Raw genomic sequence first — 12,546 nt, 5'->3', positions numbered from 1 at the left:
GTGGCATCGGTCGGGCAAACAGGTACCCCTGCAACACGTCCACGCCTTTTTCACGCAGGTAGGCCGCCTGGTCTGCCGTTTCCACACCTTCTGCCACCAGGCCGATGTTCAGCCGCTGTGCCAGCGAAATCACCATATCTGTTACCGTCGCGTTAATAGCGTCCGTGCCGATCGCCGCGGTAAAGACCTTGTCAATTTTCAACACGTCCGGGCTAAGCGTTTTCAGATAAGAGAGCGAACTGTGGCCAGTCCCGAAGTCGTCAATCGCCAGCTTCACGCCGGTCTGGCGCAGCTGAGCCACCACGCGCCGATCGACTTCCGGCAGCGCATCGCGTTCGGTCAGTTCAACAATCAGCTGCTGAGCCGGATTAGCGGGCCACCAGAGCTGCTTTAAATCCGTCATAATTTGCCGGTCATGGAAATGGCTGGAGGCAACATTAATGGCGATGTGAAAATCAGGTCGGGCTGGCAACAGCGGCAGTTGGCTAACCACTTCAGTTAATACATAACGCGTCAGCGGCGCGATTAAATTATGCCGTTCGGCCAGCGGGATAAAAAGGTCCGGCGATACCCAGCCCTGGCGGTCGTTATGCCAACGCAGCAGCAGCTCGATGCCTTCACATTCGCCGCTTCGGGCGTTGATCAGTGGCTGACAATACACCAGAAATTCACGCGCGTTGATACCGTAACTGATCTGCCAGGCAAGACTCATGCGGTTCGCCGTGGCCAGCCAGATAATGTAGCCGGAGAGCAGGCTCAGCAGCAGCGCCAGTGGGAGCTGTGCCGGTAAGGCCAGCAGCGCAAGCCTGGCGGGGGCCGGCCCATACAGCGTGACGGAAAAAGGGTAGCGAAGCGAAGCGCTCTGATAGCTAACCTCATCCTCGGACGGCTGCGCTTTTTCGATCAAAGGATTACCGAACTCAAGGCTGTTTTCGCCTACGTTGAAAATGACCCGTTCCACCCATGGCAGCTGAGGCTCCAGCAAATAGTTGCTCATCAGCTCAATATTGATAACTTGCAGGATGCCAGCCTGGTTGCTTGCTTCCAGTGGCGTCCACAGCAGCAGCACTGGTGAGCCTTTAAGGAGGTGCTCGTCCGTGCTCAGCAGCATGCGTTCATTATTAACGGCCAGCTCGGGATAGGTGCTACTGAAGCCAATATTGGAACTGCCATAAATGCTTGAACAGTACATATTGTCGCGATAGACAAGGATAATTGAGCGCACGGTTTGCAGCGAGGCCAGCTTTTCCACCAGTGGAAACCGAACCTGATCGCAGGGCAGGCCTATCAGGCCCAGCGTATTATTGGCCGCTACGTCGAGCGGAGAAAAAAGACGATCAAAGCGCTGGATCGCCTCGCTGGCAAAAGTATGCGACAGCTTTTCGATATGATTTTTTTCAATGACAAAGCGTAAAGCCAACGTAAGGATAAGCACCAATGCGGCTGTTATTACAGCAATCAACAAGCGCCTGCGGCGAAAAGCCCCTGTAGCTTCCTGTGACACTTGCATTCGTTACCATCCTCAAAGCGAAACGCGACCAGGCTGTTATCGGCAAAGATAAAGGTAAGTTTAGTTCCCGGAAAGGAAAAACGGGTTTAAACAGGCGCTTGCTGGTTGAAAGAAGCAAAGGGGAGCGGCAGGAGAAAAGCCAGCGCCGCAAAGGGCGCTGGGGAAATCAGTCACACTGTACTTTTATTGCCAGACCGCCGCGAGACGTTTCGCGGTATTTGGCGTTCATGTCCTTGCCGGTTTCGTACATGGTTTCAATGACTTTATCCAGCGACACGCGTGCTTCGCTGGTGCGGCGCATCGCCATGCGCGCTGAGTTAATCGCTTTTACCGAAGCGATAGCATTACGCTCAATACAGGGAACCTGGACCTGACCGGCTACCGGATCGCAGGTCAGACCCAAATTGTGTTCCATGCCGATTTCTGCCGCCACGCAGACCTGCTCCGGGCTGGCACCCAGCAGCTCTGCCAGTCCCGCCGCCGCCATTGAACAGGCGACGCCCACTTCGCCCTGGCAGCCGACTTCCGCACCGGAAATAGAAGCGTTCATCTTATACAGAATACCTACCGCGCCAGCGGCCAGAAAATAACGGATAAAGATATCGGGACTGACCGAGGCGATAAAGTGATCGTAATAGGCCAGCACGGCCGGCACGATACCGCAAGCGCCGTTAGTCGGCGCCGTCACCACCCGTCCGCCTGCCGCGTTCTCTTCGTTAACGGCCAGCGCGAACATGTTTACCCAGTCGATAACGTTCATGGGGTCGCTGGAGAGCTTGTCTGAGGAAACCAGCAAGCGACGCAGCGCGGCGGCGCGACGCGGAACGCGCAGTGGGCCAGGCAGAACGCCTTCGGTATTCAGCCCGCGATCGATACAGTCGCGCATACTCTGCCAGACGTCCGCGAAATAGTGCTCGATCTCCGCGCGACTGTGCAGCGCCAGCTCGTTTTTCATTACCATACCGGAAAGCGACAAACCTGTTTCATGGCAGTGCGCCAGCATTTCTTTCGCGGAGTTAAACGGATAGGGTACCGAGACTTCGTTCAGCGTGGACTGGCCGAAATGCTCTTCGTCAACGATAAAGCCGCCGCCGATAGAATAGTAGGTTTTGCTGTAGATCAGCTCTTCACCGGCAAAGGCGTGAATGCGCATGCCGTTCTCGTGCAAAGAGAGGTTATCGCTGCGAAATACCATGCCGCCTTCGCGTGGGAAATCGACTTCGTGCGCGCCTGCGGCCAGCAGCAGACGCTGCCGCGTTTCTACGTCACGAATAAAGGCCGGAATGCCGTCAATATCCACGCTTTCCGGCGAGGCGCCCGACAGGCCCATAATAATCGCGATATCGGTATGGTGCCCTTTACCGGTCAGGGAAAGCGAACCATAAACGTCTACGGCAACACGCGTGACATCCGTTAATTTGCCCAGGCTGACCAGATCGTCAACAAACTGTTTGCCGGCTTTCATGGGTCCCACCGTGTGGGAACTGGATGGGCCAATGCCGATCTTAAACATGTCGAAAACGCTAATCACATTCTGCTCCCGGGTCCGCAGTAAATTGCTGGATAGTATTCAATGGTAATCATCATGGGAACGATAGTCGCATGAAATAAACTAATCTTCTTCTGGCAGGAAAGTTATTGCTAGCCGCATCACATTCAGTTTTGCGCCTTTTTTCTGGCCAATCTTAATTAAGGCAAAACAAAGCGCAGCCCGTTCTGTTCGGGGCCACGTATTTGCGCTGCAATATAAAGGATTTACGCTAATTGTGAAGGGGCAGGCAAACTAAAACAGGGAATTTTCTCTCCCTTTCATTTTAAACCGCTGGCAAAGTGGGTAACCGGCGCTATTTTGTGCGAAAGCGCTACTCTGCTGTCTGTAGGCTGAGCTGCCGGATAATGCCCGCAGTCATGCCCCAGATAAAATAGTCGTCAAACCAGGAAAGCCAGACCCGGTGCGTCGCACTGTGGCGATGAATATCCAACGGCGAATAGCGGCCCAGCCGTAACGCCTCCTGGAGCGGCATTTCGAATACCGATTCCACTTCCGCTTCGTTGGCCTGCCAGGCAAGACGATCGGGCAGGATGCCCACTACAGGCGTGACCTGAAAGCCGGTGCTGCTGGTGACGGGCGGCAGCACGCCGATGACCTGGACATTTTCTGGCGGAATTGCCACTTCTTCCTGCGCTTCACGCAGCGCGGTGTGAATCAATGACCGATCTTCATCATCCCGCATTCCGCCGGGGAAGGCGACCTGCCCGGCGTGTTTGCGCAGCGTGGCGGCGCGTCGGGTCAGCAGCAACGTAGGCCGCGGGCGGTTAATAATCGGCACCAGCACTGCCGCCTGACGTGTGGGCAGCTGAAGCACGGCAGGCTCGGGCCGCTGCAGCAGAAAACGGGTGATGAACTGCTGCAGCGTCGGTGACGAATCAGGCATGATAGTGCTCCAGGCAGGGAAGAATACGGTTTACCTTGTCAAACGTTTCCTGATATTCCGCCTGCTCATCGCTGTCGGCGACGATACCACCGCCTGCGCTACAGTAAAGTTGGCCATTTTCCGCCGTTAGCGTACGGATAGTGATGTTGGTGTCCATGCGGCCACAGACGCTGAGGTAGCCAATACTGCCGCACCAGGCATGGCGACGGTGCGGTTCAAGTTCATCAATAATAGCCATCGCCCGCACTTTCGGAGCGCCGGTAATAGAGCCGCCGGGGAAACAGGCGCGCAGCAGATCGCAGGCCGTTAGCTCCGGTTTCAGCGTGCCGGTGATGGTGCTGACCAGATGATGTACCGCCGGGAAAGGTTCCACCACAAACAGCTCCGGGACTTTTACCGTGCCGGGTACAGCCACGCGGCCAATATCGTTGCGCAGCAGATCGACAATCATCAGGTTTTCCGCCCGATCCTTAGGCGACTGCGCCAGCTTTTCTGCCTGACGACGGTCTGCCTGCGGATCGCTCAGGCGCGGCAGCGTACCTTTAATTGGACGAGTGACAATTTTGCCCTCTGCACTCTGCAGAAAGCGCTCGGGCGAAAGGCTTAATATCGTACTGTCAGGCAGGCGGACAAAGGCGCTGAAAGGCGCCCGGTTCTGGCGGGTTAATGTCCTGTACGCCTGCCATTCATCACCGCTGTAGCGGGCCTGAAAGCGCTGCGCCAGGTTAATTTGATAGCAATCGCCGCTGCGCAAAAACGCCTGAACCTGGCGGAACTTCTCGCCATAGGCTTCCCGGCTCATGTTAGAAACCCAGTCGCTGGTCAGGCGAAAAGGCTCCGTCGGCAGTGGCGTTTGTGCCTTCAGCCAGCGCAGCCGCTGTTCGGCGTCGCCATGCGTCACCAGTGTCAGAGTCTGACGGTGGTGATCGGCAATCAGCGCCCAGTTATAGAGACCGACGGCCATATCAGGCGTGGTTAAATCCGGCTTCGCCAGCTGCGGCAGCTTCTCAAAACGCCGCCCCAGATCGTAACCGAACAGGCCCAGCGCGCCGCCCTGAAAAGGGTAGTCGCTGTTTTCAGTCGCCTGCAGATTGCTTTCTTGCAGCGACTGGTTCAGCAGAGCCAGCGGATCCGCCTCACTTTCTGTGAGCTGGCCGTCACGCATGATGCGGGTCAGGCCGCCCCGGGTGACCAGAGTGGCAATGGGATCGGCAACCATAATATCGAAGCGATTGTCGCTGTGTTCCGCAAAGCCGGAATCCAGCAGCATCGCCCAAGGCTGATGGGCAATAACAGTAAACAGATCCCCGAGCGATTCGGGCGTATACTGCAGAGGATAATAAACAGGTGGCATGGTTTAAGCAGATCAGAACTAAAACAGGCAATAAGCCTGACATATTTTTCTGCTACTGGCATCTGTTTGTTACGCGTGGAATACTTCTCGCGACTGAAACAGGAGCAATTATGATTAGTGGTTTACCGGCGCTGTCGCTTGAGCAGCAGCAACAGGCAGTGGAGCGCATCCAGGAACTGATGGCCGACGGCATGAGCAGCGGGCAGGCTATCCAGCTGGTGGCAGCTGAAATTCGCGAAACGCATACGGGCGAAATGATCGCCGTTCGTTTCGACGATGAAGATGAAGATGAAGAAGGTGAGGAAAACGCGCGCGGGCGGGCTGATTACGACGACGCTGACGACGAAGAAGAGTAACAGAGTGGCGCACCAACCGGTGCGCCATCAGTTTATCTGGCGGCGATAATTTTGATCTCAACCAGATATTTCGGGTTCATCAGTCCGGCCTGCACGGTGCAGCGTACCGGCGCATTGTCTGGCGAAACCCAGGCATCCCAGGCGCGGTTCATCGCCGGAAAATCCTCTTTGTTCACCAGAAAAATCGTGGCGTCCAGAATACGGCTTTTATCTGAACCCAGTCGGGTCAGAATACGATCAATGACCGCCAGCGCGTTGGCAGTCTGCGCTTCGGCGCCTTCGTCCAGGTTCTCCGGTACGCTGGTGTAATAAATCGTATCGTTATGCACTACCGCTTCTGACATGCGGTGTTCCGGGTCGATTCTTACTATTTCATTAGACATATCAAAACCTTAATTGCTATTTGTGCCACTCTTAAAATCAGTATGGGACAGATTTGGGACATTCTGGTTAAAAATATCATCAATACGCCTGGCGTGCAGGGATAAATGGCCTGATGAAAAGTGAGCATATCGCCTAAGGATATTGATATTTTGCCAACCCCTTTCCTGCACAACGGATAGGGGGATGTCGGGCAAGGGTCTTCGTTGCGCCTGTCAAAAAAACAGATCTGCTGTGCTGTTTATCCGGCCAGAACAGGCGAGAGCGGCAGCAGATGTTTAAGGGGGGACTCATGCTTTCATTTCGTTCGCTACACGCACGAAACAGGCCCGCCATTAACGGGCCGGGTATCTGCCAGGCGGCAGCACGGTCATCTTTTTAGTCTGTTTGTCTGACGCAAAAGGGGAGTGCGCCGCGCTCTGAGTGGGCTTTTCTTTCCTGACGCTGGCAGATTCCCGTCTGTAATTCCCCGGTACTCCCGCCAGCAATAGCGGGTGCCCGGCTGCGCTTGCTTATCGCCACCCCGTTGCGACAAACTGGCGGCGACGTAGCCGGTGCTGTCGATTATTCAGCGCTGGCGTACGCTCCGACTCTTCACGCTCCAAGGCTTCCTCTGTAATATCAAACAGGGTTGCCTCCTGAAATGTGCCAATAAAACCCCTGCAATGGCGCAGTTAGTCAGGCAATGCACTGGTCTGTTTATTGCGGGTGACTACAGGATAAGAAACGTGCTGCCTGTAGATAATATGATCCTTACAGATTTGCATACTCCAGTATTTCCTCTCCCATCAGGAGACAATCAACATCCGAATAGTACATAAAGCGCATACGATATTTGCCTTTATAGATATATCCCCAGGTTTCAAAAACATCGAATTTTTGCATGGCATTTTGCGGATTCTTAATCTTTGCCAAAGGCGTCACTTTTTTATCAACAGAGATCCTGTCATCATTATCCCGATAGAATGACAGCAGTTTTTTTGCATCCCTAATTGCTGAACCCTGGCAGGTTAGCGACGATTGCTCCGTCGCCCCCCAGGCATTGAACATAGTCAGTATCAAACTTAATGCAACGGCAATTTTAATATTCATTGAGCGATCCCTCTTTCCTTTTTAATACGTCCCGGCTCAGGTGCCTCTGAGTAAAGCCATTCCTGCCACCGTTAACAAGCAGTGTAACGGCTTTCAAGGCTTCTTTATCCGCTGGCAAGTTAACAAACCGGGAGAGCCAGTATTTATATGTTGTGCTGACTGTCATGTCCGGCTCTCCGGCCACCAGATGATTGACCGGGTTTTTGTGAAGAATGTTACCGCAACGAGTATAATTTTCCTAACCTGTGATGTGCAGCATCTCAGTGCCAGGATATTCAGGCCTTTCTCCCGGATACTTGTTGTCGACGTTGCCGCCTGTTCTTCGTACTCGTTGCCATCCTGTCGGGCTCTTTCAATAAGTACAGAGGAACGGTCTGTTTTAACGTATAGCCGGGCAAGAAAATGCGCTATCAGAAAGTCGGCATTAATGGGGTAAACATCGAGTTAGCAATTTATAAGGGACGCGAGGACAGCCATGTTTTTTTGGGGTAGGTAGCTTTTTTCTCAGAAGATGTTGGCATTTTTTCAAATGGAAAGAAGGGGGTATGTAGGGGATCTTTGATTGTCAGTTTTAAAGGGTGAGACGGGGTAATAGAGGGGCTGATATTTTTTTAAAAGTTTCATTCTGGCATGGAAAAGAAAAGATTCTGTTTTTATCACGGCCAGAGTTACGCCAGTAAGGCCATATCTGTTATCCACTTAATTCTAACACTCACTTCGGCAGTTTTGCGCTCCCGAATCATTGATAATTTCCCCTAAGACACTGTCGGGACGGCACACCTTATCTATCAACAGCAAGCCGTCATCATCCCGGCGGCAAGATAAAGAACAGCGTTACGGGATACTGGGCCAGAATCTTTTAAGGAAAAGATGATGGCCTTAAGCGCTATTTTTTATCTTTATGCTTTCCGCAAAGTATCTGAAGAGTAATCGAGTGTAAAAATATTATTTGGCAAGCGTTGTTGCGTTAATCTGGTCTTTAATTTTTATTAATATTAATGCTGTCGTTGGCGGCTGGCATGGTGACTCTGTTACCTGAAAGACGGAAACTGTTCAGGTTAATCTCTTTTTTAACATTTTGAATAGCCAGCATGGCTGCACAAATTTTTTCATTATTTAATTCGGCGTGAAGAAAACTTTCAAGTTTGATAAGAATAGCATGCCATGAAACAGAAGATTTTTCCCTTAGTTGAGAAAGCACCGCTTCACCAATGATGATTTCACTAAGCTTTTCATATTTTTCTTTTTTCATTGTCGTTCCCTGAAAGGGGTAGGCTGTCAGTCATGGCTGTCGCGTCCGGCTGCAAAGTCAGCTCAGAATGTAGCCTTTATTCGCAGAACAGAAGTCCAATAAGTTCCTGTAGATGCATTTCTTCTTCGACTGAAGTCGCTGTATCAATACGTCCCAACAGGCGTACGCAAATGGCTTTACGGTTCAGGGTTCGGCCTGAACGGAGTATCTCTAAGGCGACTGAACCCAGCGTCTCCTGCTGTGATGGCAGAGCTGCGCGGGTAAAAAATGCTGAAACAGAGGTGTTCATGTCGGTTTTGTTCAGGGCATGTTGCATCAGAAACTCCGTTGTATTTTAAGTAAGCAGTGAACTGAAGCTTAAGTTATACAAAAGATATAAAGCTGTACAGGTTTATTTTTTTTAAAGTTTCAGCCTGTTATCGGTCCTCGTCTTTGCTGCCATACAGAAACAGCGGAAAAAGAACGCTGTAAGGCGTGTGTTTAGAGGTCGACTACCTACAAAGCTGTACAAGTTTGAATACGCTAGTGTTGCCTTGCGTATTAAATACCTTGTGTATTGAACGAGATAAACTGAACTACGACATCGATGTGTCTCAGAAGCCCTGGTCAGGTGACAGGGTTTAGTGAGATTGACCAGGCGTGGCGTTGGGGAAAATTATAAAGTGAAATAAACACGCCGGACTAGGGAAAGGCGATGCCAGAGCACGGTAAAGGATAAGGCAGACTACGGTAAAAGACAGCCAGAGCACGGTAAAGGCGATGGCAGAGCATGGAAAAGGCGATCCCAGACCCCATGTCGGGTCGGAATGGCGTGACGGAGCAGGGAAAGTATGGGATGCGCTGTTGCCGTTTTGATGGGACTGATTGGGGACACACGCAAAGGTTTATGACCCTTTCCGGGTCTTTACATGTTTTTCCCGCTCCTTTCACCTCTCGGTGCTTTAATTGCGGTTTGTTTCACTCTTTAAGTCGGCGGATACCTGCAGGCCAGGCTGAGAGAAAACACTATCAATAATCAGGCCTGCATGTTGTGAAAAATAATCTGATGAAAGCGCTGCATTCATCGATTGCCCGGGCTCCAGTTTTCTGTCCTTGCGCCCCTACATACATGTCTCTTTCTGTCATACGACTCACCTGTCTTTCGGGAAAGAAAGCCAGCCTGGGCTACCCGTTACTCAACGTCTTCTCCAGGGATTTTGCCTGAGTTCAAAGAACGCGAATCTCTTTTTCCGAAGGCGCTGGCCAGTGCGCTCATTCGTAACGTTTAAGCCTTCATATGAGAGATCGCACAATTAACGCCTGAAATTCAGGCATAAAAAACCGCCTCGACAGGCGGTTGGTTACATCTTTTGATTAAGCTGGCCGGACCGTGGCCTTGGTAGGATGTCCCTCGCGCCCATTGTCATGGGTATGGTCAGGGTCAGGCTCAATGATAACGATATAATCTGCCTCTTTACCCTCGCGCGCCAGGGTTACTAATTCTCCGGCGCGAGGTTTGGAGTCAAAATCGTGCTCCTCTTCAATGCCGGTATCCTCAAAAATCACCGTAAATTTCATTTTCCGTCCTCTTTCTGATAAAACCGCGTCGTTACCCCAACGTATCTGGCTGACTCTCTCTTACGGAATTTTAGCCTATTCTGAAAATATCCCTTCGCCTCAGCAGATGACTTCCACTCAACCTCACGCGAGATGACCGGCTGATGAGTGTTTCTGTGCCAGCAGCGCGGCTGACCCGTTACGGGACGCAGCAAAAACCGCTGGTGGATTACCGGAAAGTAAAGCGGCCGCAGGGCAGTCTGTCCGCTGAGCTGACAGGCCCGATTGATGCGCCATCCGTGCCGGACAATCTGTCCTTTAGTGAAGGCGTGTGACCGATTGCTGAGCTGTCCGGCCTGTGTAACCGGGCAGGAATAAGGAATGAAGCCAGATAGGCATCGGATTATCTGGCGGTATAGACAGTCAGCAGAGGATTTCTGTTTTTTTAAATTTGGCATCTTGTTACTGATTTGGATTGAGCAGATCATATGATTACTTAAGTTGCATACAGCAGGTTACATGCTAATCAGCACTGAGAATTTACGTAGCAATATTGCAGATACAAAACTTGCCTGCACTCTCGCTGCCGTTGCCGGAGCCGTGAACACAGCAGCATTTGAAGTGGTGGGGTTTTTCTCCGCCAACATGACGGGCAATGTCTCTTCACTGTCGGATCATCTTGCGAAAGCCAGCCTTGCTCCAGGTCTGTTTTTCCTTTCGATTATTTGTATTTTCATTGCCGGCTCCGCATTTTCCACCCTTCTTATCAATGCGGGCCGCAGGAAGAAGATGCGAACGGTTTATGCCGTCAACATTATCATTGAGGGAGCAGGCCTCGTTTTATTGGGCATTGTTGAAAGCTGGATGAGTCCGTTTTCGCCTGGCGTATTACTTATCTTGTCCCTGAGCTTTTTAATGGGATTACAAAATGCAGTCGTGACCCGCATATCCAATGCACGAGTAAGAACGACGCATGTATCAGGAACCTCTACGGATATTGGGATAGAACTGGCCATGTTGTTTGATGTGCTGAGGCGAAAAGAGTCGCCAAAAGACGCGCCCGTTTATCTTGAGAGACTCAGACTGCACGCTTTCACGCTACTGTCATTTCTGGGCGGCGGGGTGGCAGGGATAGGGCTTTTTCATTTACTTGGCTATGGATTTCTGATTTTCATAGGCCTCGGCGTGATTTGTCTGGCATTGCATAACATGCTGGCCAGCCATGAGAACGGATAAAAGCATATTAAGCTCTTAAGGTGTTTTTGACGGCCTGACACCCCATATTGGAGTAATCATAAAATCAGGTGAAACCCACAGAGGTTTGATTAATTGCCCACAGCCCAAAGAGGTTGACGGCTTTATCGGGGTAGCTAAAGAAAACAGGCAAGGTATTTACCGGGTTTCCGGCGACAGGCTTAAGATAGACTTTTCCCTTCAGCAGCATTCAAAATAACATCTCATCGATCCTTAAACGGCTTATCTCTTTTGTGGAGAGCCTGAACAGGGGGAACTTTATGATGCTATGTCGATGTCTCGTTTACGGCTACACGGGGGATGATAAATATCTCCGGAGCCGTAAGATTTCCCTCTGAGAATGCCTGTCTGCGCCAGGCGAATGCTATGCTGGCACGTGGCTTTACCTTTATCACCTGGATTAATTATGTCTGCCATTGACGATCTTTTTCTGCGCCTGTCGCGCTCGCCGTTCCGGCAAAAATTCCATTTAGGTTACCGCGAATACCGCTATTGTCTGGAGAAAGGCGAGGAGACGGTCAGCAGGCACGCCGCTGATTTTATTCGTGAACGTCTCTCTTCTGCGGAGCCGGTGAATGACGGCAAGCAAACGCCGATGCGCGGTCATCCGGTATTTATTGCGCAGCACGCAACCGCGACCTGCTGTCGAGGCTGCCTGAGCAAATGGCATCACATTCCTGCCCACCAGCCGTTAACCGCAGAGCAGCAGACGTGGGTGGTCCAGACAATCCTGCACTGGCTGCGACTGGAGATGCAGCGGCCACAGCCGCCTGCGCCGGGCGGTAAAAAGCAGCCAGACAGGGACAGACAGCTTAAGCTGCTGTAGGGCCAGGTGCCCTGTCGCCCCGAAGGTGAAATATGTATTAACAAAGTTCATTAAATCAGGAGGGCGAAAGGCTTGCGATTTTACCGGTAACATTCTAGTTTTGCAGAGGCAGGTAAATCCACTGCTAAAACAAGGGGTATTCGTATGCAATCTTCTAAACTTATTGTTTTAATTGAAAGAATAGCTATATCTATTTTTGCGGCTCTGCTGCTCTACTTTATTGTGACCGGGTTGTTCTCGGCTTCAGGTTGGGATCACAGCTGGCCTTACCCGCACCACTAAAAGCGGATTCTTCACCAGGGAAAATAAAACATTATTAATATTATAAGCGCCTCGCTAACGCGGTACGACATGCCTCTTTCTCTAGCCTGAGCCTGTATGTCTGTACGCGTTGTACTGGCTGGCTTGTCGCAATAACTATTTGATTTATAACGATTTGTATCCTTGCGGTAATACTGACATAATAGCCTGCTTTTTTTAACAGGCGGTGAGGATACGTGGTAAACGATTTTGCAGCAGACGGCGCGCTGGCGCAGGCCATTCCAGGCTT

At 51.4% G+C, this 12,546-nt stretch carries 15 protein-coding genes; 5 read left to right on the top strand and 10 right to left on the bottom strand.

Annotated features, from left to right (window positions below):
- The 4 genes from RTK32_RS10680 to pabB all read right to left on the bottom strand — a co-directional run.
- Positions 1-1,510 (bottom strand): EAL domain-containing protein (locus RTK32_RS10680; protein ID WP_312043754.1); only part of this gene is annotated, 1,510 nt, incomplete at its 3' end.
- A gap of 166 nt (positions 1,511-1,676) precedes the next feature.
- Positions 1,677-3,041, bottom strand: coding sequence for an L-serine ammonia-lyase (gene sdaA, locus RTK32_RS10675; protein WP_312043752.1), 1,365 nt, complete (start codon positions 3,039-3,041; stop codon positions 1,677-1,679).
- A 331-nt stretch (positions 3,042-3,372) separates the two neighbouring features.
- Entirely contained in the window at positions 3,373-3,945 is a 573-nt protein-coding gene (locus RTK32_RS10670; RefSeq protein WP_312043750.1) for a CoA pyrophosphatase, read from the bottom strand.
- Positions 3,938-5,299, bottom strand: coding sequence for an aminodeoxychorismate synthase component 1 (gene pabB / locus RTK32_RS10665; protein ID WP_312043748.1), 1,362 nt, complete (start codon positions 5,297-5,299; stop codon positions 3,938-3,940). The genes RTK32_RS10670 and pabB overlap by 8 nt, the downstream gene beginning before the upstream one ends.
- 110 nt (positions 5,300-5,409) lie before the next feature.
- Here pabB and RTK32_RS10660 point away from each other — a divergent pair, with 110 nt between their 5' ends.
- A complete protein-coding gene (locus tag RTK32_RS10660; protein ID WP_312043746.1) occupies positions 5,410-5,655 on the top strand; it encodes a YoaH family protein in 246 nt (81 codons plus the stop codon).
- A 32-nt stretch (positions 5,656-5,687) separates the two neighbouring features.
- Here RTK32_RS10660 and RTK32_RS10655 read toward each other — a convergent pair whose 3' ends face one another.
- The 5 genes from RTK32_RS10655 to RTK32_RS10635 all read right to left on the bottom strand — a co-directional run bounded on the left by RTK32_RS10655 (position 5,688) and on the right by RTK32_RS10635 (position 9,937).
- Positions 5,688-6,038, bottom strand: coding sequence for a RidA family protein (locus RTK32_RS10655; protein WP_312043744.1), 351 nt, complete (start codon positions 6,036-6,038; stop codon positions 5,688-5,690).
- 751 nt (positions 6,039-6,789) lie between these two features.
- A complete protein-coding gene (locus RTK32_RS10650; protein ID WP_312043742.1) occupies positions 6,790-7,128 on the bottom strand; it encodes a hypothetical protein in 339 nt (112 codons plus the stop codon).
- A gap of 979 nt (positions 7,129-8,107) precedes the next feature.
- Entirely contained in the window at positions 8,108-8,380 is a 273-nt protein-coding gene (locus RTK32_RS10645; RefSeq protein WP_312043740.1) for a hypothetical protein, read from the bottom strand.
- Between the two features lie 76 nt (positions 8,381-8,456).
- On the bottom strand, positions 8,457-8,696 hold the full coding sequence (gene ycgZ, locus RTK32_RS10640) for a regulatory protein YcgZ (protein WP_312043739.1): 240 nt from the start codon (positions 8,694-8,696) through the stop codon (positions 8,457-8,459).
- 1,037 nt (positions 8,697-9,733) lie between these two features.
- Complete coding sequence (locus RTK32_RS10635) at positions 9,734-9,937, bottom strand: hypothetical protein (protein ID WP_312043737.1); 204 nt, start codon at positions 9,935-9,937, stop codon at positions 9,734-9,736.
- Between the two features lie 143 nt (positions 9,938-10,080).
- On the opposite strand from RTK32_RS10635, the gene RTK32_RS10630 reads away from it, so the two are divergent.
- From RTK32_RS10630 to RTK32_RS10615, 4 genes are all read left to right on the top strand, one after another.
- Positions 10,081-10,251: a hypothetical protein gene (locus RTK32_RS10630; protein WP_312043735.1), complete on the top strand. Its 171-nt coding sequence runs from the start codon at positions 10,081-10,083 to the stop codon at positions 10,249-10,251.
- A gap of 184 nt (positions 10,252-10,435) precedes the next feature.
- Positions 10,436-11,152 carry a YoaK family protein gene (locus RTK32_RS10625; protein WP_312043733.1) on the top strand — a complete coding sequence of 239 codons (717 nt, stop codon included), beginning with the start codon at positions 10,436-10,438 and terminating at the stop codon, positions 11,150-11,152.
- A 424-nt stretch (positions 11,153-11,576) separates the two neighbouring features.
- Complete coding sequence (locus RTK32_RS10620) at positions 11,577-11,996, top strand: DUF4186 domain-containing protein (RefSeq protein WP_312043731.1); 420 nt, start codon at positions 11,577-11,579, stop codon at positions 11,994-11,996.
- Between the two features lie 144 nt (positions 11,997-12,140).
- Positions 12,141-12,278 (top strand): hypothetical protein, encoded by a 138-nt coding sequence (locus tag RTK32_RS10615; protein ID WP_312043729.1) that lies wholly within the window; start codon positions 12,141-12,143, stop codon positions 12,276-12,278.
- A 40-nt stretch (positions 12,279-12,318) separates the two neighbouring features.
- Here RTK32_RS10615 and RTK32_RS10610 read toward each other — a convergent pair.
- A partial coding sequence (locus RTK32_RS10610; RefSeq protein WP_312043727.1) for a hypothetical protein occupies positions 12,319-12,546 on the bottom strand: 228 nt, incomplete at its 5' end.

The organism is Erwinia sp., from assembly GCF_031978025.1.
Taxonomy (GTDB): Bacteria; Pseudomonadota; Gammaproteobacteria; order Enterobacterales; family Enterobacteriaceae; genus Erwinia.
Note: the sequence above shows the minus strand (reverse complement) of the source record. Positions and strands in the feature narration are given on the sequence as shown.